This window comes from Pseudomonas sp. ICMP 3272 (assembly GCF_001466905.1).
Taxonomy (GTDB): domain Bacteria; phylum Pseudomonadota; class Gammaproteobacteria; order Pseudomonadales; family Pseudomonadaceae; genus Aquipseudomonas; species Aquipseudomonas amygdali.
The window spans coordinates 16,004-35,897 of sequence record NZ_LKEK01000086.1; the positions used below are offsets into that span (position 1 = coordinate 16,004).

At 60.2% G+C, this 19,894-nt stretch carries 18 protein-coding genes and 1 tRNA gene; 12 read left to right on the forward strand and 7 right to left on the reverse strand.

Annotated features, from left to right (window positions below; genetic code table 11):
* The first annotated feature begins 238 nt into the window (after nt 1-238).
* Nucleotides 239-427: a hypothetical protein gene (locus AO068_RS29355; protein ID WP_080394808.1), complete on the forward strand. Its 189-nt coding sequence runs from the start codon at nt 239-241 to the stop codon at nt 425-427.
* Between the two features lie 292 nt (nt 428-719).
* Here AO068_RS29355 and AO068_RS22310 read toward each other — a convergent pair.
* The 6 genes from AO068_RS22310 to AO068_RS22335 form a co-directional block, all read right to left on the reverse strand.
* A tRNA-Leu gene (locus AO068_RS22310) sits at nt 720-805 on the reverse strand.
* Between the two features lie 167 nt (nt 806-972).
* Entirely contained in the window at nt 973-2,043 is a 1,071-nt protein-coding gene (locus AO068_RS22315; protein WP_058402843.1) for a DNA topoisomerase IB, read from the reverse strand.
* An 88-nt stretch (nt 2,044-2,131) separates the two neighbouring features.
* A complete protein-coding gene (modC, locus tag AO068_RS22320) occupies nt 2,132-3,220 on the reverse strand; it encodes a molybdenum ABC transporter ATP-binding protein (RefSeq protein WP_058409473.1) in 1,089 nt (362 codons plus the stop codon).
* A gap of 3 nt (nt 3,221-3,223) precedes the next feature.
* A complete protein-coding gene (gene modB / locus AO068_RS22325) occupies nt 3,224-3,904 on the reverse strand; it encodes a molybdate ABC transporter permease subunit (protein ID WP_058409474.1) in 681 nt (226 codons plus the stop codon).
* Nucleotides 3,905-4,672, reverse strand: coding sequence for a molybdate ABC transporter substrate-binding protein (gene modA, locus AO068_RS22330; RefSeq protein ID WP_058409475.1), 768 nt, complete (start codon nt 4,670-4,672; stop codon nt 3,905-3,907).
* Between the two features lie 101 nt (nt 4,673-4,773).
* Nucleotides 4,774-5,853 (reverse strand): NAD(P)H-dependent flavin oxidoreductase, encoded by a 1,080-nt coding sequence (locus tag AO068_RS22335; RefSeq protein ID WP_058409476.1) that lies wholly within the window; start codon nt 5,851-5,853, stop codon nt 4,774-4,776.
* A 142-nt stretch (nt 5,854-5,995) separates the two neighbouring features.
* On the opposite strand from AO068_RS22335, the gene acuR reads away from it, so the two are divergent.
* Entirely contained in the window at nt 5,996-6,631 is a 636-nt protein-coding gene (gene acuR, locus AO068_RS22340) for an acrylate utilization transcriptional regulator AcuR (protein WP_016981564.1), read from the forward strand.
* 49 nt (nt 6,632-6,680) lie between these two features.
* Nucleotides 6,681-7,664 (forward strand): acrylyl-CoA reductase (NADPH), encoded by a 984-nt coding sequence (acuI, locus tag AO068_RS22345; protein ID WP_058402847.1) that lies wholly within the window; start codon nt 6,681-6,683, stop codon nt 7,662-7,664.
* 5 nt (nt 7,665-7,669) lie between these two features.
* On the opposite strand, the gene AO068_RS22350 is transcribed toward acuI, so the two are convergent.
* Nucleotides 7,670-8,143: an antitoxin Xre-like helix-turn-helix domain-containing protein gene (locus AO068_RS22350; RefSeq protein ID WP_058402848.1), complete on the reverse strand. Its 474-nt coding sequence runs from the start codon at nt 8,141-8,143 to the stop codon at nt 7,670-7,672.
* Between the two features lie 232 nt (nt 8,144-8,375).
* On the opposite strand from AO068_RS22350, the gene AO068_RS22355 reads away from it, so the two are divergent.
* The 9 genes from AO068_RS22355 to AO068_RS22400 all read left to right on the forward strand — a co-directional run bounded on the left by AO068_RS22355 (nt 8,376) and on the right by AO068_RS22400 (nt 19,889).
* Nucleotides 8,376-9,341 (forward strand): site-specific integrase, encoded by a 966-nt coding sequence (locus AO068_RS22355; RefSeq protein WP_057413424.1) that lies wholly within the window; start codon nt 8,376-8,378, stop codon nt 9,339-9,341.
* A 334-nt stretch (nt 9,342-9,675) separates the two neighbouring features.
* Nucleotides 9,676-10,068: a cupin domain-containing protein gene (locus AO068_RS22360; protein WP_016981567.1), complete on the forward strand. Its 393-nt coding sequence runs from the start codon at nt 9,676-9,678 to the stop codon at nt 10,066-10,068.
* Nucleotides 10,061-11,560 carry a methionine--tRNA ligase gene (locus AO068_RS22365; RefSeq protein WP_058409477.1) on the forward strand — a complete coding sequence of 500 codons (1,500 nt, stop codon included), beginning with the start codon at nt 10,061-10,063 and terminating at the stop codon, nt 11,558-11,560. The genes AO068_RS22360 and AO068_RS22365 overlap by 8 nt, the downstream gene beginning before the upstream one ends.
* A 13-nt stretch (nt 11,561-11,573) precedes the next feature.
* Nucleotides 11,574-12,713, forward strand: a complete 1,140-nt coding sequence (locus AO068_RS22370) for an NAD(P)/FAD-dependent oxidoreductase (RefSeq protein ID WP_058402850.1) — start codon at nt 11,574-11,576, stop codon at nt 12,711-12,713.
* Entirely contained in the window at nt 12,710-13,687 is a 978-nt protein-coding gene (locus AO068_RS22375; protein ID WP_058402851.1) for an ABC transporter substrate-binding protein, read from the forward strand. The genes AO068_RS22370 and AO068_RS22375 overlap by 4 nt, the downstream gene beginning before the upstream one ends.
* A gap of 54 nt (nt 13,688-13,741) precedes the next feature.
* A complete protein-coding gene (locus AO068_RS22380; RefSeq protein ID WP_058409478.1) occupies nt 13,742-15,061 on the forward strand; it encodes a lysine N(6)-hydroxylase/L-ornithine N(5)-oxygenase family protein in 1,320 nt (439 codons plus the stop codon).
* Between the two features lie 5 nt (nt 15,062-15,066).
* Nucleotides 15,067-17,472 carry a 2,3-diaminopropionate biosynthesis protein SbnB gene (gene sbnB / locus AO068_RS27485; protein ID WP_080394807.1) on the forward strand — a complete coding sequence of 802 codons (2,406 nt, stop codon included), beginning with the start codon at nt 15,067-15,069 and terminating at the stop codon, nt 17,470-17,472.
* Nucleotides 17,472-19,217 (forward strand): FAD/NAD(P)-binding protein, encoded by a 1,746-nt coding sequence (locus tag AO068_RS22395; RefSeq protein WP_058409479.1) that lies wholly within the window; start codon nt 17,472-17,474, stop codon nt 19,215-19,217. The genes sbnB and AO068_RS22395 overlap by 1 nt, the downstream gene beginning before the upstream one ends.
* Nucleotides 19,218-19,244: 27 nt before the next feature.
* Entirely contained in the window at nt 19,245-19,889 is a 645-nt protein-coding gene (locus tag AO068_RS22400) for a LysE family transporter (RefSeq protein WP_005777086.1), read from the forward strand.
* The last annotated feature ends 5 nt before the right edge of the window (nt 19,890-19,894 follow it).

Consider the following 19,894-nt stretch of genomic DNA (forward strand, 5'->3'; position numbering starts at 1 on the left):
CTCCAAATGACTCGCTCACTCTCCAGTTTGCAGCGATACCTGAAACGCTCGCCATCGTCCCGTCGATAGGCTATCTCACGTGGACTTTGCTGAACCGTCTTCATGGTTTTGGTTTTACGACCCATTTCAACTGAAAGAGTAGCCTTGCATATTTCCGAGGGCGAGAAGTCAGCGCCTTGGGCTCTGGCAACATGAAGAGGCTCAAACTGACTCACGCTTTTTATGTGGAGTTTCAAGTGTGAACAGGCTTTTAGAACGATTGCTTGCCCTTGTTTTGTTTGTGCCTCTGATGTTTGCAGGTGCGTGGCTTGGGTTTGAGATACCTGGAATAGATCACGGCACACGGACAGTATTTTTCGTCGGCTGGATGATCGCGATGGCATTTGTTGTCGATCGAATCTGCACAAGAGTATTCAGAGAAAAATAGACATTAGAGCCGGGATCTACATGACCGCGCCTGGTATCTGCTATTGCCTCGAAATCTCGCTGAACGAAACCACGGTGGCGTTGACCTTTTTTGGTGTACTTGACGTACGTGGAGTGACTCCTAATCGCGGTGAGGGCGTGCAGTGCTTGAGTGCTTCAGATTTGGGGAGTGGTGTTCGTCAGCAGGACGCCGGAGAAAAAGTTTTTTGGAATTGCGGACCACGACTGTTTTTGCGGACCAACACAAAAAGGGCCTACTGAGCAAAATGCCCCGTAAGCCCTTGATCTATATGTGGTGCCCCGAGCCGGGGTCGAACCGGCACGTCCAAAGGACGAGGGATTTTAAGTCCCTTGCGTCTACCAATTTCGCCATCGGGGCGGTAGCGCCAAGAGCAGGGAATATATACACCCGGCCCCCATGAAGCAAGCTTGAAAGCGTCACAAATGACTCGGAATGCCGCTTTTTTGCCTGCCGGAAATGCTTGGTAAATCATGAGGCTACGAAATTTTTTTGGAGCAAAGGCTGACGTGCCGCGTTCAGGCGGCTCAGGCTTTGCTCTCTTTCACCACCGCATCGCTCACTACAGCCTCGACCTTGTCAGCCAGTAATCGCAGGTAGCTCGCCAGGGCGACTTCCTCCAGGCGCAGGCCTTTGCGTTGTCGGGAGCGAGGGAGTTTGGCCAGGTTGCCGAGCAGGAAACCTTCCAGTACTGCGGGGTGGATGTAGCATTTTCGGCAGATGGCAGGGGTGTTTCCCAGTTGTTTCGAGACCGCCTTGACCATGTCGACGATGTGCCGCTTGGCGTCGGCCTCCGGCTCCCAATGCAGTTTCTGCAACGTCGCGAGCGCCAGAGCACTCGCTGCCCAGGTCCGGTAATCCTTGGCGGTGAAATCCGAGCCGGTAAGGCTTTGCAGGTAGGCGTTGATATCGGATGACGTCACCGCATGGCGCACGCCATCTTCGTCCAGGTACTGAAAGAGGTTTTGTCCCGGCAATTCCATGCAACGCTTGATCACATTGGCCAAGCGCCGGTCCTTGACGCTGACCTTGTGTTCAACGCCGCTTTTACCCCGGAACTCAAAGAGGATCTGGCCGCCCTTGACCTCGACATGCTTGTTGCGCAGCGTGGTCAGGCCGTATGAGCGGTTTTCCTTGGCGTACTGGCTGTTGCCGATGCGGATCAGCGTCGCATCCAGCAATGAAATGACCGTCGCCATGACCTTTTCCCGGCCCATGCCCGGCTGCGCGAGTTGTGCTTCTATCTGCTTGCGAACCTTGGGCAGCGCATGACCGAACTCTATCAGCCGCGAGTATTTGTCCTGGTCGCGTATCTCGCGCCAGCGCGGGTGGTAGCGGTATTGTTTGCGGCCGCGTGCGTCACGTCCGGTAGCCTGCAGGTGGCCCATCGGGTCGGCACAGATCCACACATCGGTGTAGGCGGGCGGGACTGCCAGCGCGTTGATGCGCTTGATCTCCGACTCGTCCTTGATGCGCTCACCTTCAATGTTGAAGTAGGCGAATTTGCCGCGCAGTACCTTGCGCGTAAGGCCCGGCTGAGTGTCGTCTACATAATGCAGGTCACTGGCGGGCTGGCTGATGGCAGTCGAGTCAGGCATGGCTAATTTCCAAAGGCAGTTAAAAACACTGACCTCGGTCTTTTACCGTGGTGCCGTTTATTTGCTGACTGACCGGTTTTTCAGGGCATCAGGCCAGTACGGCAACCGCCTTGATCTGCGCCCAGAGCGACTGGCCTCTGTGCAGGTTCAACTGGTCACTGGAGTAGCGCGTGATGCGCGCGAGCAAAGGCGTGCCCCCGGCGTCCAGTTTCACCAGCACATGTGCCGAGTTGTCAGCCAGCGCTTCCTCCACCACCGTGACCGGCAAGCGGTTGAGAATGCTGCTTTGATCGTCGGGTTGCAGGTTCAGGCTGACATCCCGGGCCTGAACCTTGACGCGCAGAAGGGTGCCGATCTGCATTTCGGCGTGTGCGACGCGCATGCACAATGTGCTGTCGGGCAGCGTCACACTCAGTAACTGGTAATGACGATCATAGGCACTGACCGTGCCTTCAATGACCACGCCTGCATCGCCGCCCATGGCCAGTGGCAGGTCAAGCCGCGCCAGTGTTTCGCGAATCGGGCCGCTGGCCAGTACGTTGCCGCCTTCAAGCAGCACCAGATGATCTGCCAGGCGTGCAACCTCATCCTGAGCGTGGCTGACATACAGCATGGGGATGTCCAGCTCCCGATGCAGGCGTTCGAGATACGGCAGGATTTCACTTTTGCGCCTGGCGTCCAGTGCCGCCAGAGGTTCGTCGAGCAGCATCAGGCGCGGGCTGGCCAACAGTGCGCGTGCAATGCCCACGCGCTGACGCTCCCCACCGGATAGCTTGTCAGGGCTGCGCTCCAGCAGATGGTCGATACCGAGCAGTTCAGCGGCCTGCGGCAATTGAATGTTGCGCTGCTGACGCGGGATGCGTTTCATGCCGAATTCCAGATTGGCCCGCACGGACAGGTGCGGGAACAGGCTGGCTTCCTGAAATACATAGCCGATCGCCCGTTTGTGCGGAGCGAGGAAAACGCCTTTTTCAGTGTCTTGCCAGACTTCATCATGAACACGAATGAAGCCCTGGCCAGCTTTTTCCAGCCCGGCAATGCAGCGCAGGCATGTGGTCTTGCCCGAGCCTGAAGGCCCGAACAGTGCTGTGATGCCCGACCCCGGCAGGGTCAGGTCGGTACGCACGGTGAAATCCGGGTAGGTCATGTGCAGGCGGACTTCTATCGGTGAGGCCATGACTCAGCTCCATCCTGCTTTGGATTTACCGCTGGAATACAGCGCCAACAGCACCAGAAAGGAGAACACCAGCATCGCTCCGGCCAGCCAGTGTGCTTGCAGGTACTCCATGGACTCGACGTGATCGAAAATCTGCACCGACACCACGCGGGTTTTCTCGGGAATGTTGCCGCCAATCATCAGCACCACGCCGAACTCGCCGACCGTGTGCGCGAACCCCAGAATCGCCCCAGTGATAAAGCCGGGTTTTGCCAGCGGCAGAATCACGTGGAAGAACGTGTCCCATGGACCCGCTCTCAATGTGGCTGCCACCTCCAGCGGACGGGTGCCAATGGCTGCAAATGCGTTCTGCAGCGGCTGGACGACGAAAGGCATCGAGTACAGGACCGAGCCGATCACCAGTCCGGCAAAGCTGAAAGTCAGTGTGCCCAGTCCCAGGCTTTGGGTAAGCTGGCCCACAGCTCCGTTGGGGCCAAGCAACAGCAACAGATAAAAGCCGATGACTGTCGGCGGCAAAACCAGGGGCAGGGCGACGACCGCGCCAATCGGCCCCTTGAGCCATGAATCAGTGCGCGCCAGCCACAGCGCGATGGGCGTGCCGATGATCAACAGGATGATGGTGGTCAATGACGCCAGCTTCAGTGTCAGCCAGATCGCCGCGATGTCGGCACTTCCCAGTGGCATTTACAGCTGGTATCCGAAGGACTTGATGATGGCGGCGGCTTTCGGGCCTTTCAGGTACTCGACCAGCGCCTTGGCAGCGGCGTTGTCCTTGCCCTTGTTGAGGATGACGGCATCTTGCTTGATCGGGTCATGCAGGGCGTCCGGCACGATCCAGGCCGACCCGCTGGTCAGTTTGCCGTCCTTGTAGATCTGCGACAGGGCCACGAAGCCAAGTTCCGCATTGCCGGTGGAAACGAACTGATAGGCCTGGGTAATGCTCTGGCCTTCGACTATTTTGGCTTTAGTCGCGTCGGTCAGGCCCAGTTTGCTCAGCACTTGCGTCGCTGCCAGACCATAAGGGGCAGCTTTTGGGTTGGCGATGGACAAGTGTTGATACTGATTGGTCTTGAGCACTTCGCCCTTGCTGTCTACATAACCGTCCTTGGCCGACCACAGCGCCAGGGTGCCCACCGCATACGTGAAACGCGAGCCCTTGACGGTGTCGCCTTCCTGCTCAAGCTTTGCCGGGGTGGTGTCGTCGGCCGACAGGAACACCTCGAAAGGGGCACCATTCTTGATCTGTGTGTAGAACTGACCGGTAGCGCCAAACGCGGCAACAAGCTTGTGGCCGGTGTCCTTCTCAAAGTCAGTGGCAATCGCCTGAATGGGCGCTGTGAAATTGGCTGCGACGGCGACCTGCACCTCGTCGGCAAACGCGTTGGCTGTAGCTGATACGGCGAAGGCCAGGGCAGAGAACTTGAGAATGGCGCGCAGCGTGGTCGTTCGCATGGAACAGCTCCTTGATGATGAAAACGCACGCCGTCGAAATAAAGGCGTTTCGCTATATAGTTAAATATATAGCGATAGCCTGTTGTTCTGAAAGCACTGTTTTACCGGAGTGAGAGAATTTTCAGCGCGTTTTCAGCCAGTTGCCGAGTCAGCTCGGTCGCACCCAGCTGATGTTTGATACCAACTGCCTGACCTGCCCAGAGGTTGGTAAAGTCACTGCTGCCCTGTTTTTCCGCTTGTGCGCGCAACGGCATCAAGGCACCGCCTGCCAGAGGGAACGCAGGGGCGAGTGGGCTGACGGGGCCAGCTTCGCGCATGATCCGGTTGACGATGCCGCGCGCCGGACGCCCGGTGAAGAGGTTGGTCAGCGCAGTCTGGCTGTCCGTTGCAGTGTGCAGCGCCTGGCGATGCAGTGCACTGACGCTGGCTTCAGGGCAGAACAGATACGCCGTACCTACCTGTACCGCCGAGGCACCCAGAACAAATGCCGCCGCGACCCCGCGACCATCTGCAATACCACCCGCAGCGATGACCGGAATGCGCACGGCGTCCACTATTTGCGGCACCAGCGCCAGAGTGCCGACCTGAGTGTGCAGTTGATCGCTGAGGAACAGGCCCCGATGACCACCGGCTTCGTAGCCCATGGCAATGACCGCATCGCAGCCATGCTGCTCCAGCCAGACGGCTTCCTCGACCGTGGTCGCCGAGGAAATGATCTTTGCCCCGGTGGCTCTGACCCGTTCCAGTAGCGCTCGCTCGGGAAGGCCGAAGTGGAAGCTCACCACCTCCGGCTTCAGGCGCTCGACCAGATCGCAGGTGGCGCTGTCGAAAGGGGCACGGTTGGAGACGGGCGTCGGCGCATCGAAATCGGCCCCCAACTCTTCGTAATAGGGTTTTAGCGCCTGTTTCCAATGCTCGGCGCGTTCGGCATCGTAGGCCGGAGCCTGATGGCAGAAGAAGTTCAGGTTCAGGGGCAGATTGCCGGTATGTTGCCGAAAGGTGGTGACTTCCTGTTCGATTTGCTCAGGGGTCAGCATTGCGCAGGGCAGCGATGCCAGCCCGCCAGCCTTCGCGACAGCAATAGCCATTTGTGATCCGGTGGCTCCGGCCATAGGCGCTTGCAGCACCGGCAGCTCTATAGTTAGCAGGTCAATAATGCGGGTGTCCGGCCATTGGCTCATGTGTTTCTCCGGCTTGTATTCGGGCAGTCATGTACATGGCATTGAGCGCGAGAATAGCGTGAATGGCAAACGGCATTTCCGGCGCAAAACATAGACCGCGCGGCGAGGTTGACATAAAAAACGATCGGTCTAATATTCCTGCATGACTCAATTGCCTGTAAAAACCAGACGCCCCGGGCGGCCACCGAAAGTGGACCGCGACAACCTCGAGACCCGCGAGGCACTGTTGCGCCGCGGTCTGGAAGTGCTGACCGAGCAAAGCTTCTCGGCCACCGGGCTGGATTACATCCTCAAGGAAATCGGCATTCCCAAAGGCTCGTTCTATCACTACTTCACCAGCAAGGAAGCCTTCGGCCGGGCGGTACTGGATGAATACGCTCGCTATTTTGCACAGCGGTTGGACCACTGGCTGCTGGACGAAGCGCTTTCGCCACTGGAGCGACTGGTGGGCTTTGTCCAAAGCGCCAAGAGCGGCATGGCGCGGCATGATTATCGACGCGGTTGCATGGTCGGCAATCTGGGCCAGGAAGTCGGTCTGTTGCCGGAGGGGTTTCGTGCCGTACTGGAGCAGACGCTGCTGGACTGGCAGTCGAAGCTGGCCTGCTGCCTCAGGGCCGCACAGGCGCATGGTGAGTTGGCTAGAAGTGCCGATTGCGATGAATTGGCCGCGTTTTTCTGGATCGGCTGGGAAGGGGCGGTGCTCCGCGCCCGGCTGGTCAAAAGCGACACACCACTGAACACGTTTATTGCCGGTTACCTTCGTGGTTTGCCGCAATGACTTTTTTTCAGGGCTATTTAAAGACGATCAGTCTAAATTGGAGGCGCACATGTTCAAGGGCATTTTGATCGACAAGGATGAGGCAGGTTATCGCGTCAATCTGACCGATATCGACGAAGCACAGTTGCCTGCAGGTGACGTGACGATAAACGTGTCGCACAGCACGCTGAACTATAAGGACGCGCTGGCAATCACCGGCCAAAGCCCTATTGTGCGCAGCTTTCCGATGGTGCCGGGTATTGATCTGGCGGGTACGGTGCAAGCCAGCGATACGCCTGAGTACAAGGTGGGTGACAACGTCCTGCTCAATGGCTGGGGTGTTGGCGAAGGGCACTGGGGCGGTCTGGCACAGAAGGCGCGGCTCAAGAGCGAATGGCTCATTCCATTGCCGGATGCTTTCACGCCCGCGCAGGCGATGGCCATTGGCACGGCGGGGTATACCGCAATGCTCAGCGTGCTGGCCCTTGAGAAGCACGGTTTGACACCCGACCACGGCGATGTGCTGGTGACCGGTGCCAATGGGGGAGTCGGCAGTTTCGCCATCGCTATTCTTGCCAGGCTTGGCTATCGGGTGATTGCCTCCACCGGGCGTGTTTCGGAAAGCGAATATTTGCATCAACTCGGCGCAGCGCAGGTCGTCGACCGGGCGACCCTTTCGCAGCCGGGGCGACCTTTGGTCAAGGAGCAATGGGCGGCGGCAATCGACTCTGTCGGTAGTCATACGCTGGCCAATGTGTGCGCCGGTATTCGTTATCGCGGCGTAGTCGCGGCCTGCGGTCTGGCGCAGGGTATAGAGTTTCCGGGCTCGGTTGCACCGTTCATTCTGCGCGGCGTCACTCTGGCTGGTATCGACAGCGTTACTCGCCCGCGGGCTGACCGGCTGGAAGCCTGGTCCAGGCTGGCGAGCGACCTGGACCTGGCGCTGCTGCCGCTGATCAGTCGTGAAGTTGGCTTGAGTGAAGTGATCGACATCGCGCCGCAATTGATCGCGGGCCAGATCCGTGGCCGGGTTGTGGTGGACACCGGGCGCTGAGTCGGTCAAAAAACGCTGGGTTCGCCCTTGTCACCTGACTGCGCATATTCAAGTGCGCGATGCATCCGGGCGGTGCCGAGCCCGGTTTCGCATAATTGCAACGGGATGCAACCGCCAAGTGCTGCGTTGGGTGTCACCAGCCAGCGACTGGCGCGCTCGGGTGTTTCAAGCACGCGAAGGATGTGACTGGCGATCATTGCGAGGCGGTCCAGACGCTCCGAAGCCACGGGGTCCAATGGCTGTTTCTGGCGCTGGCGACGTTCCAGCGTTGAAATTGATGCATTGAACAGCGCCTCCATTTGCCGCGGGCCGAGGGCCAGCGCGTCGCGTACCGCGCGGATCCAGCCATGCACAAAGCCTGCCTGAATGTTCGCCAGGCGTTCGGCCTCGCTGCGCTGACTGACCTGATGGGCCAGCAACCAGAAATGCGCAGCCGCGTCGCGACGGCCATGTGCTTTGCTAGCGAGGGGCGGAATCAAGATACGTGCTTGCCTTGAGGGCCGGAAAAGTCGGCCAAGGCTATCCCAGGCAGCGCGTCGTTCAAGCAGCAGGGTGTTACCGATGATTGCCGGGAGGGCTCGTTCAGCTGAGCTGAACGAGCCGCGCCAGAGGTGTCGCAGCAGGGCCCTCGTGCTAAAGTCGGCTGCCTGAATATGAATGAAGAGCGCCGCAGCTGTTCGCGCGCTTGCACCAGAAAAGGCGTCGTTCCACATGCCGCAAGACCCTTATACCGATCAGGACGCACGCATTGTCAGCCAGCCTTCGCTGCCCGACGTCAACAAGCCACTGCGCCTCTATCTCGACCGCCTGGCACCCTCAAGCCGCCTGACTATGACCTACGTTTTGCAGGACGCGGCAGATCGTCTGGGCATGGCTGACGTCGATATTCATGACATTCCCTGGCACACCCTGCAGCCTGGCCACGTGACCGCACTGGTCGCGACGCTGCGTGAAGACGACTACGCACCCAATACCACCTCGCTGTATGTGAACGCTATTCGCGGTGTGATGAACGAAGCCTGGCGGCACGACCTGATCAGCCACGAACAATTATTGAAAATTCGCTCGATCAAGCCGGTCAGCGGTACGCGTCTGGCCAAGGGCCGTAATATCCGCCGCACGCTGATTCGTGAATTGATGGAGGCCTGCGCTGCAGACCCCAGGCCGCAAGGGCGTCGCGACGCCGCGATCATTGCGATTCTGTACGGCTCGGGGATGCGCAAGTCCGAGTCGGTCAACCTGGACCTGTCACAGATCGATTTCGCCGAGCGCAGCCTGCGGGTGCTGGGCAAAGGTAACAAACAGTTGATCAAATATGCCCCCGAGTGGGCGTTCAAAGCGCTGAACGACTGGCTGGAACTGCGCCGCTCGTGCCTGCAGCCGGGGCAGGGCGATGACCCGTTCCTGTTCAACCGGATTCGCCGCGGCAGCCATATCACTCGCGACAGAATCACCAAACACGCCATTTACTTCATCGCCAAGCAACGCGGGCGGCAGGTGGGGGTGAACATCATGCCCCACGATTTTCGACGTTCGTTCATCACTCGTGTGATCGAAGAGTTCGATCTGTCGATTGCCCAGAAACTTGCGCATCACACGCATATTTCGACCACCGCCAGCTACGACATGCGCAGCGAGAACGAGCGCCGTAACGTGGTGGACGGGTTCGATCTTTAAGCAAAAAAAAGCCACCTCGCACAAGCGGGGTGGCTTAAAAGATCTAACCAAAGGAGTGATGAAGCAGAGCAGAGATTCACTGGCCTCGCGACGCGGATTCGCGAGGCCGGGAGATATGTTCGTTCATCGCCTACAACGGTAACACCGCCGCCCTCGATTCAATTATCAGCGTTATTGATACCCGTCATTGCCAAAAAACATATGACCCGCATGTGTTTGCGTGACCAGCCATCTGCAAAATCGATTTCTCGACCCTGAGCTATCCGGCAATCGGATAGCCAACAATTGGCAACAATTTCATGCTTTACCGGACTTGAAACGTACGGGAATGAGCATGGAAAAGTTCGATATACACCGTAAAACCCGCTTCGACTCATTGGTACATGAGTACGGGCTCGATGGCAGTCGCCTGTTGCCTTGGGAAGGCTACCCGATGCCGTTCGCTGGCGGCTGGTGCGTGGTTCGTCCGGGTACGAGCAGCGAAGCGCATACCCAGATCGACCAGGAAATCTTCATTGCCATCAAGGGCAGCGCCCGTCTGGTGGTCGGCGAAAAACAGATGGACTTCGTCGTGGGCGATATCGCCGCGATTCCGAAACACACCAATCATTACGTCATCAATGATTCCGCCGAGGACTTCCACTTCTATGTGGTGTGGTGGGACATGAACTACGTGAATGCTTTCGTGGCTCAGCACAGCGAAACCACGGGGTGCCTCAATGAGTAAGTACATCGTGACCATCACGCCGCCCACCCCGAATGGCGATTTGCACATAGGTCATATCGCCGGCCCGTTTCTGGCCGCTGACGTGTTCACCCGGGTCCAGCGCCAGCGCGGTCACGACTGTGTGCTGGTGTCGTATTCCGACGATTACCAGTCCTACATGCTGCGCAAAGGACTGGAGCAGGGCGTTGATCCGGTCGAGCTGGCCGGGCGTAATTCCGACCGCATCGAAGCGTCGCTGGCGGCGATCAACATCAAACCCGACAACTGGATGCGTCCGCACAACAACCCATGGTTTGCCGAGGCGGTTGGCGAGGTGTTCAACGCGTTGCGTGAAGCGGGCTCGATCGAATTTCGCGATTCCAGCGAGCCGTACTGCCCCGATTGCGATGTGTGGGGCTACGAGGCATTTGCCCGAGGCAACTGCAATTACTGTGGGGCCGATTCTGATGCCAGCCAGTGCGAGAACTGCGCTCAGGCCCCTGACGCCGAGTTGATGACCAGTCTGAACTGCAAATTGTGCAGGCAGCCGTCGCAATGGAAAAAGGCCCATCGTGCATTTCTGAAGCTGGCTGATTTCAAGCCGCACTTGCGTGATCGTCTGTTGGGCCAGCAATGGCGCAAGCCGCTCGACAACTGGCTACGCGATACGCTGGAGCACTTGCATGACTGGGGCGTAACCCGTCCGGGCGACGGCGGGCTTGACCTGCAGGCCGACGGCTCGTGCCGGGTCCACACCTGGTTCATGGGGCTGGCGGGCTATATGGCGGCATTTCGTGAATATGCCGACAGTGTCGGGCGTCCGGAGCTGTTCCGTCAGTACTGGCAGTCGGGACAGGGCACGCTGGTGCATTTTCTCGGTTTTGACTGCGTGTTCAGCCACGCCATCGTCTACCCGGCGCAGCTGTCGGCGCTGCGCGATATCAAAGTTCGCCAGCGCTTCATGCCCAATCAGTTTCTGAAACTGGACGGCCTGAACCTGTCGACCAGCCGCAATCATGCGATCTGGGTCGGCGATCTGGCCCGTGAAGCCTGTGCCGACAGTGCGCGCCTGTATCTGGCAAGCATCGCACCCGAGCAAAGCGAAGGCGATTTTCGTCTGACGCATTTCCGCGCATGGCGGGAGCAGATATTCAGCGAATTTTTCCCCGCGTTGCTGGACGCCGGAAAACATCGCGATGACAGCTGGTGGAGCGGTATCTGTGGGGCGGATGCCGGGCTGTTGGAAGCATTACGCCTGCAATGGAGCAGGGCCGCAGAGCCTGCGCAGTTCTCGATGAAGGGCATGGCTCAGGTGCTGCTTGACGTCATCGCCATTGCTCGCGCACGTCTGGCAGAAGGTCGGCCCGTCAGCCATCTGGCAGCGTTCATCGCAGTGGCTGGCAAGGCGCTGATTCCGGAAATGTCAGCGCAGATCATATCGGCATTCGGACTGCCCGAAGCCCGGGTCAACGCCACGCTCATGAACGGCTCGGCCGCTGAATACTCCATCTGAACGGATGCACCACATGTTCATCGATTACGAGATAGCGGTCATCGGCGCCGGGATTACCGGCGCCAGCATCGCGGCGAAGCTGTGCAGCGCAGGTGTGTCGGTCGCTCTGATCGACAAGGGCGCAGCCGGCAGCCTGGGGGCGAGCGCTTATTCCGGCGGTCTGGTTCGCTTGTATGACAGCGATCCGCTGCTGATGGAGCTTGCGGAGTGGTCAATCAGCCTGATGGACGACGGCATTTTCGCGACCACTTACGCCAGCGCACTGCGACGTACCGGGGTGATCTACCGGGCCGCCACGGACCAGCTGGATAATCTGTGCCGGGCTATCGAGCAGCACGGCAGCGGACGCTATCCGATGCGTCTGCTGGCGGGCCATGAACTCGATGGCGGTCGCTATCCGCACTGCCCGGCAGTTGAGCGGGTCAACCTGTTCGAACCTCGCGCCTGCGTCGGCAATGTACGTCAGGCTGTCGCGGCGCTGTGCCACGTGGTTCGTCAGCAAGGCTTGCTGCTGGAGCATCGCGAGATCAAAGCCATCGACTGTCGTGCTGCGGACCTCGTACACATCGACATGGGGGACGCCACCTTGCGTTGTCGGGCGGTAGTGGTGGCTGCGGGTGCCTGGAGTCAGCATCTGGTGCCACACGCGGGGCTGGAAGCCCGTTCGATCCCCTTTGCCCGGGTGCTGACTGACAGCGACTGGTCAATGCCGGTGATCGATGCGGTTACTCAGAGCTACGCGATACCGCTGACCCGCCATATCGTGCAGACCGGCTGCGGCGCCCGCGATAACAGCCTCTGGCCAGAGCATCTGGCACAGCCTGATGCGCGGCATGCCGAAGACGCCTGCAAGCGCATTGTCCGGCTGTGCGGTTCGGCAACCCACCCACGTGTGTTGGATGTGCTGCCGGGTTTCGACAGTTACAGCGCCGACGGTCGTCCGCTGCTGGGTTTCTGCGCCGAGCACAGCCCGGTTTATCTGGCCGCAGGCATGTCGGGACTGGGGTTCAAGTTTGCTCCTGGTGTTGCCGGTATCGCTTTCGAGCAACTGCGCAGTCATCTGGCAGGAAAGGACCGGCCGAGCCTCGGCTGGTCGGCGTTGTCGCCACGCCGGCAGATGCCCGCTGCCAGTCTGGCGGGGATACAACCATGACGCCGCTCGCGTCACCCGTGCCGGGTCTGCGGGTCGGGGTCAGCGCACTGTTCGACCCCCACGACACGCCGCACGCGCGGACCTTCATGAGGGCGCTGGCCGTGGCGCGCAATTGCGTACCGGGGCTTGCGCGGGTGCAATGGCACTTTCTCGACGACGGAGCCAATGCCGTTCGCGGGGCCGAAGTGGCGCGGCACATGATCGACTGGAAAGCGGATCTGATCATTGGCCATTTTTCATCGGACGCCGCCGTCAGCGCCGCGGCGCTGTATCGGCAAGCCGGTATCGCGCTGCTGACACCGGCAGCAACGATTGATGGCCTGACGCTTGAGCACCCCAACGCATTCCGTTTCTGCCCCTCGGACCGTCAACTGGCGGGAGATCTGGTGAGCTGGCTGGCGAGCCGTCAATGGCGCCGTGTGCATGTTCAGGCTGATGACAGCGCTCATGGTCAGGCCTTGTGCGTTGCCATCTGCGAAGCGCTGGTACGCGCTGGATTGCAGCGCGTCGAAGAGCCAGAGCACGCTGATGTCGAGGTATTTGCCGGCCGCCTCAAGCCCAGTCGCGAACACTGGCAGGCGCGACGACAGGCCGGGAGTAACCGCCCGCTGGTACTGACTGACGACGCTGCCTCGCCGTATCTGGGCTGCGCCGAGGACCAGCGTGGCAAGACGTTCGTCATCGGTTTCGGGACTCCTGACAACCCAGGAAATGGCTGCCATGCCAGCGCGCTGCACCAAATGTTGTTCGCTGCCGAGCCACACACCTACTTTCGCGAAAGCCTGCTGATGCTTTACGTGCTGGCTGAGCTGGCCGACGGCGGTCTTCGCGCCGGGCAACTGCTGAACGCGTTGCAGCACACCACCTTCAACACACCGTTGGGCGCAGTCGGCTTTGATCGGGGCGAGCTGCGAGGCGCGATGACCTGTGTCTGGACCCCGGGCCCCACAGGACTGACCCCCGTCAGCCGATAGCCGCAAGAAAAACCAAGAACACCGCTTCACGCCAACTCTAAGGACAGGAACTTCATGGGTAACTCGACACCACACACGTTGCACTCGGACGCCGTCTGTATCGGCTTTGGTCCAGCCGGCATCGCGCTGGCCTGTGCTTTTGAAGACGCACGGGAGGCCAATGACCCGCTCGGCTCGCTGTCCATTCGCTATCTGGAAGCTGCGCAAGACAGCCAATGGCACCGCGAACTGCTGCTGGCCGGAACTGACATCAACCATCACGTATTTCGTGACCTGGTGACGCCGCGCAACCCGCGCAGCCGCTTTTCCTTCGCCATGTACCTCAAGGAACAGGGGCGGATGTTCGATTTCGGCCTGCTGGGCCGTCCCGCCAGTCGCCATGAATGGTCGGATTATCTGGCCTGGGTGTCCAGGCAAGTGGACAGCCAGACCTGCTTCAACACGCCGGTCACCGGGATTGACCCTGTGCTGCGCAACGGTCGTTTGCACGAAGTACGGGTCTGCACGCCGCAAACCTGCTTCACGACGCGCAATGTCGTGCTGTCCAGCGGCAGCGCACCGCGCATTCCACACGCGTTCGAGGCGCTGCTTGGCCCGACGCTGTTTCACACTTCGCAGTTTCTGACCCGCCTGCAAGCCTTTGGCGAATACTTGCCCAAGCGCTGGCTGGTGCTGGGCTCGGGGCAGAGCGCCAGTGAGTCGGTGCTGGAACTGGTCAGTCGCGATCCTGCCATCGAGGTGCATTCAGTGCATCGCTCTGCCGGTTTCAAGCTCACTCAACTGGGGCAGTTCCCCAACCGGGTGTTTGCCCCGGATCACGTTGATTACTTCCATAGCCTGAGCCCCGCAGCGCGGCAGCGCTTTCTCGACTGGAGCCGTTCGACCAACTACGCCGGGATCGACCCGGATGAAAGTCAGAAGCTGTTTTCGCTGATCTACGAGGACTCCATCGCCGGACGCAAGCGTCTGCAGACCCATGCTTACAGCCTGATCAGTGCCATCGAGCACAGCGCCGAGGGCTACCGGATCGAGTTGACCGACACCTTCAGCCAGCGCACCCAAGTGCTGGAAGTCGACGCCGTTGTGCTCGGCACCGGTTATCAGCAGTACCTGATACCACCGTTATTGAGTGGCTTGCAGCCATGGCTCAAGGCCGATCTGGATGGCGGCCTGCTGATTGATCGGGATTACCGCGTCGCTACGCAGGGCGAGTGCGACGTGAATATCTGGGTCAACGGTCTTTCCGAACGCAGCCACGGAATCAGCGATAGCCAGTCGTTCTCGCTGATGGCGCTGCGCGCCGAGCGTATCGCCAATGCGCTTGAGCGGGCTGCAACACCGGCAGCCGAACCTTTGCTGGCACAGTGGAAGTGACTCTTATGTACGACTCTCTTTGCGACATCGTTCACGATCAGACCTTCCTCAAGGTGTCTGGCCTGGGCGCAGACTTTTTCCTGAAAATGGAATCACTCAACCCGGCTGGCTCGATCAAGCTCAAAACCGCCGTAGGGCTGATCAATGACCTTCAGACCCGGGGTTTGCTGGGCCCTGACACGATTCTGATCGAATCTTCGTCGGGCAACCTTGGCGTGGCGCTGGCGATGATCTGCGCTGAGCGGGCGATACCCTTTACCTGCGTGGTCGACCCCAACAGCTCCAGCCATAACATCCGCATGATGCGCAGCTACGGTGCCGAGGTGATTCAGGTCCAGGCCCCGGATGCCAACGGCGGGTTTCTGGGAACGCGTATAGCGCTGATCAGGGAAAAGCTCGCCAGCGACCCGCGATACGTCTGGCTCAATCAATACGAGAATGCGGCCAACCCGCGTGCTCACGCCCGGACCACGGCACGCTCGATCAGCCAGCACTTCGGTCATGTCGACTATCTGTTCGTCGGTGCCGGGACCACCGGCACGCTGATGGGCTGCGTCCAGCATTTTCAGCGGCATCACCCGAGCACCAGAATCATTGCCGTCGACAGCGTCGGTTCGGTGACCTTTGGCACTCCGGCCAGCCGTCGCTTCATACCGGGGCTGGGTACCAGCCAGCATCCGCCGATCTTCAAGGCTGATGGTATTTACGCGCTGGAGATGGTTCCGGAATCCCGTACCGTCGCCATGTGTCGCATTCTGGCGCGCAGCAAGGGCTTGCTGGTTGGCGGGTCCACCGCGACGGTAATCGCTGCGGTACATGCCTGGCGCGAGCGCATCGAGCCGGGTTCGGTGGTCGTGGCATTGTCGCCAGACTGGGGCGAGCGCTATCTGGACACCCTCTACGATGACCAGTGGGTCGAGCAGCGTTTTGGCCGTGAAGTGCTGAACATGACCCTGGCGGATCTTTCCTCATCAGAGGCTGCAACATTTCCGGGAAGCGTGAAAACGCCTTCGCGAGCAAGCTCGCTCCCACAGGATGTGTGTGAATCTGTTGTCTGCGCGTGCGCAAGCCCTTGTGGGAGCGAGCTTGCTCGCGAAACCGGTGGGTCGGTGGCGACGCCTTCGGGTGCAGGCCCGCTCCCACAGGATGTGTGTGAATCTGTTGTCTGCGCGTGCGCAAGCCCTTGTGGGAGCGAGCTTGCTCGCGAAACCGGTGGGTCGGTGGCGACGCCTTCGGGTGCAGGCCCGCTCCCACAGGATGTGTGTGAATCTGTTGTCTGCGCGTGCGCAAGCCCTTGTGGGAGCGAGCTTGCTCGCGAAAGCGGTGGGTCGGTGACAGCGCCTTCAGGTGCAAGCTCGCTTGCGCAGGAGCAGTGTTCAACCTTCTGGCTGGCTGCCGAGCGCCTGAAGCAGGCGGCGTTTCATGTGGTCGATGGCGAAGTGGTCGCGCGCCTGCTGGCGGCTGATCCGCTGGCTTGCATCGAGGATGTGCAGGCGGCGTATCTGGCTCACGAGGCCGGACGCACGATCAACCCCGACAGTTACTTTCTGCGTTTTCCCGAGGCACCGGCCAATCGGATCATTGCCTTGCCCGCCAGCCTGTCTGGCGAGCAGGCAGTCAGTGGCATCAAGTGGATATCCAGCTTTCCGGACAATATCGAGACGGGCCTGCAACGCGCTTCAGCCGTGCTGATCCTCAATGACCCGCTGACCGGCTATGCCTTTGCCTGCCTGGAAGCCTCACGCATCAGCGCCATGCGCACGGCAGCCTCGGCAGTGCTCGGTGCGCGCTGGATGAACCGTCATCAGCGCCACGTCGGACGAATGGCGTTCATCGGTGCCGGTTTCATTGCCCGAACCATCCTCGACATGTTCGTCAGCGATGGCTGGACGATGGACGCAATAAACGTCTTCGATCAACACGAGGACTCGGCATCGGCGTTGGTGCAGCATGCCGCCAGTCGACATCGGTTGAACAGTCAGCCAAGCGATTTGCCGACCGCCTTGCAGGCTGACGTGGTGGTGTTCGCTACCACCGCGCCGAGCCCTTATGTGCTGGAGCCGCTGTTTCGGCCAGGGCAATTGCTGCTGAACATTTCGTTGCGTGATCTGGGCCCGGACGTCATCGCGCAGGCCAATAACATTCTTGATGACGTTGAGCACTGCCTCAAGGCTCGGACCTCACCTGACCTCGCCGTGCAGCAGTATCAGGACCGATCGTTCATCACCGGGACGCTGGCGCAACTCATGACCGGGCAGGTGGAACTGAGCCCGGATCGGGCCTCGATCTTCTCGCCATTCGGTCTCGGCGTACTGGACCTTGCCGTAGGCCAGCGCGTGTATCGCCAGGCAGTGGCCGAAGGCAGCGCGTTGCCGGTGCCGAAGTTCTTCTTTGAGTCGAAGCGCTGGTGATGGCCGTGCAGACGCATACCGTAGCGATTATCGGTCTGGGCTCGCGTGGTTTGAGCATTCTGGAGCAGTTGATCGGCCTGAGTCGCCATGCCGATCGGCCTTTGAATATCGAAGTGTTCGACCCGCAACCACCCGGCAGCGGGCTGCACCATGCGCAGCAGCCGGATTACCTGATGCTCAACACCATGGCCGGCCAGTTATCCGCGTTTTCTTCCGCATTCCCGGCTTGCGCGCCACCAGGTCCGACCTTTCTGCAATGGTGCCGCAGTCAGGATGTGCGCCTTGACGAGCGCGGCCATGTCAGCACGGACGGGCAGGGCAGAGCGGTGGCGTTTGGCGACTTTTTGCCGCGCGCATTGCTCGGGCGCTATTTGCAGGACAGCTATCGCTTGCTCCTGCAGTGCTGCCCGGCGCACGTGCAGGTGCGCTATCACGCCGAGCAGGTCATCACCTGTCGGCCACTATTGGAAACGCCCGGCTTCAGGTTGTGCACTGGACGTCTGAAGATGGATGTCGATGCGGTGTTCCTCACCAGCGGGCACGCCTCTGAAACCGGCGCGCAACTGGAGGTCGGCGACACTGTGGCCATCGAGGGGCTGGGACTGACTGCGATGGACACGCTGGCTCACCTGACTCAAGGGCGCGGCGGGCGCTACGTGCGCGATAGCGGCTTTGCAGGCTGGAGATATCTGCCGTCCGGACGCGAGCCCAAGGTGTTCCTGTACTCGCGCACAGGGCTGCCGTTTCATGCACGGCCGCAATGGCAAGCCTCCAGCCAGCCCGCATTGCCGAGGCTGTTCTTCACCGCTGCCGCCATAGCCCGTTTGCGCGAGCAAAAGGAGGGCGGGCGACTGGATTTTCGGGCCGATGTGCTGCCGCTGATCAAGGATGAAATGCGCGCCGTGTTTTATCAGGCCAGGGTCCGGCTCGATGCGCCAGCGCAGTTGGCATCGGTGCAGCGTCTGCTGAGCGAGTCAACCGCCAGACCGGCAGCGTTTGAGCGGCTGGCCGAGCTGTGGGGTGAATTTGACCCTGAGCAGTGGCTGTTGACCCAACGCTGGTCGGGTGCGCAAGGCGCGTATGGCCAATGGTTCGTCGACTGGATCAAACGGGACCTGGCGCTGAGTCGCCTGGGCACGGCAGGCAGTCCGATCTGCCAGGCACTGGAGGTCTGGCGAGATTATCGCGACCTGTTGCGCCTGATCGCAGATCGCAACGGCCTGACTGAATCGTCGACCCTGGAGTTTTATGGCGTATGGGCCGGGTTGAGCAACCGGCTGGTCGGCGGGCCGCAAAAGGAGCGCCAGGAAGATCTGCTGGCGCTGATCGAGGCTGGCGTCGTGACGATCCTGCCGCCGATGGACGATGTGCAAAGGGCCGATTTTCGCCCCGACAGCATGATTGGCGCGCGGGTCGCCCACGGCGGTCTGTCGGGCAATGGCCCGGGGCTGATCAGTGATTTGTACGAGCAAGGGCTGATTCGCGCTGCGCACGCTTGGCCTGCCGACGGTATTGAAACCGATGAGTCTGCTCGTGCCATTGGCCGCGATGGTTCTGTGCAGCAGCGGCTCTGGGTTCTGGGGCCGGCCGTAGAAGGCTGCACCTTCTACAACCACTACGTGCCCACGCCTGACCCGACCTGCCATGCACTGATCGAAGCGCGCAGGGCGGTCGAGTCATGCCTGGAGACGCTGGGAAAGCACACTTCAAGTTGCATCACGCTCAGGTTTAATAAAGCTATTTAACTTATTGATTAAAAAGGAATTACTGATATGTATGAAGTCACTTTACTGACCGCGCTGGCGGGGGCGTTCATCGTGCTGATCATCAGTCCCGGCCCGAACTTCCTGGTGATCACCCAGCTCTCGTTCAGCCAGTCACGGCAGCAGGGCATCTGTGCCGGGCTGGGGGTCGCCTCGGGCAGCATTCTCTGGGCCTTGCTGGCAGCCACCGGGTTAGGGCTTGTGTTTCAGCAGTTGCCGTGGCTGCAGCCGACGTTGCAATTGCTGGGCGGCGCTTACCTGACATGGCTCGGCGCCAAGAGCCTGCGCAGTGCCGGCAGCCAGCCCAAACCGAGGGACATCGGTGCGCTGGGCATCGGTAGCCTGAGCCGCGCCTATCGGTTTGGCCTGCTGACTAACCTGACCAATCCCAAGGCGTTGGCGTTCTACACCAGCGTGTTCACCACCGTGACCACGCCGGGCATGCCGATGTGGGTGCGCACTGCGGGTGTATCGATCATCGCGGTGCTGGCAATTTCCTGGTTCGTGCTGCTGGCCACGTTGTTTTCGATCCCTGCCGTGCAGGTGCGCTATCAACGGATGAAAAAGGCCATCGATATCGTCACCGGTCTTTTCATGATCGCTTTCGGTCTGCGCCTGCTGATCGGTTTGCTGCCCGCCAACTTCTTTTACTGAAATAA

Coding starts and splice junctions, on each gene's coding strand:
- AO068_RS22355 (WP_057413424.1), top strand. CDS start 8,376: ATGCCGCAAGACCCTTATACCGATCAGGACGCACGCATTGTCAGCCAG.
- modC (WP_058409473.1), bottom strand. CDS start 3,220: ATGGCCTCACCGATAGAAGTCCGCCTGCACATGACCTACCCGGATTTC.
- acuR (WP_016981564.1), top strand. CDS start 5,996: ATGACTCAATTGCCTGTAAAAACCAGACGCCCCGGGCGGCCACCGAAA.
- AO068_RS22365 (WP_058409477.1), top strand. CDS start 10,061: ATGAGTAAGTACATCGTGACCATCACGCCGCCCACCCCGAATGGCGAT.
- AO068_RS22395 (WP_058409479.1), top strand. CDS start 17,472: ATGGCCGTGCAGACGCATACCGTAGCGATTATCGGTCTGGGCTCGCGT.
- AO068_RS22375 (WP_058402851.1), top strand. CDS start 12,710: ATGACGCCGCTCGCGTCACCCGTGCCGGGTCTGCGGGTCGGGGTCAGC.
- acuI (WP_058402847.1), top strand. CDS start 6,681: ATGTTCAAGGGCATTTTGATCGACAAGGATGAGGCAGGTTATCGCGTC.
- modB (WP_058409474.1), bottom strand. CDS start 3,904: ATGCCACTGGGAAGTGCCGACATCGCGGCGATCTGGCTGACACTGAAG.
- AO068_RS22370 (WP_058402850.1), top strand. CDS start 11,574: ATGTTCATCGATTACGAGATAGCGGTCATCGGCGCCGGGATTACCGGC.
- AO068_RS22315 (WP_058402843.1), bottom strand. CDS start 2,043: ATGCCTGACTCGACTGCCATCAGCCAGCCCGCCAGTGACCTGCATTAT.
- sbnB (WP_080394807.1), top strand. CDS start 15,067: ATGTACGACTCTCTTTGCGACATCGTTCACGATCAGACCTTCCTCAAG.
- AO068_RS22335 (WP_058409476.1), bottom strand. CDS start 5,853: ATGAGCCAATGGCCGGACACCCGCATTATTGACCTGCTAACTATAGAG.
- modA (WP_058409475.1), bottom strand. CDS start 4,672: ATGCGAACGACCACGCTGCGCGCCATTCTCAAGTTCTCTGCCCTGGCC.
- AO068_RS22380 (WP_058409478.1), top strand. CDS start 13,742: ATGGGTAACTCGACACCACACACGTTGCACTCGGACGCCGTCTGTATC.
- AO068_RS22360 (WP_016981567.1), top strand. CDS start 9,676: ATGGAAAAGTTCGATATACACCGTAAAACCCGCTTCGACTCATTGGTA.
- AO068_RS22400 (WP_005777086.1), top strand. CDS start 19,245: ATGTATGAAGTCACTTTACTGACCGCGCTGGCGGGGGCGTTCATCGTG.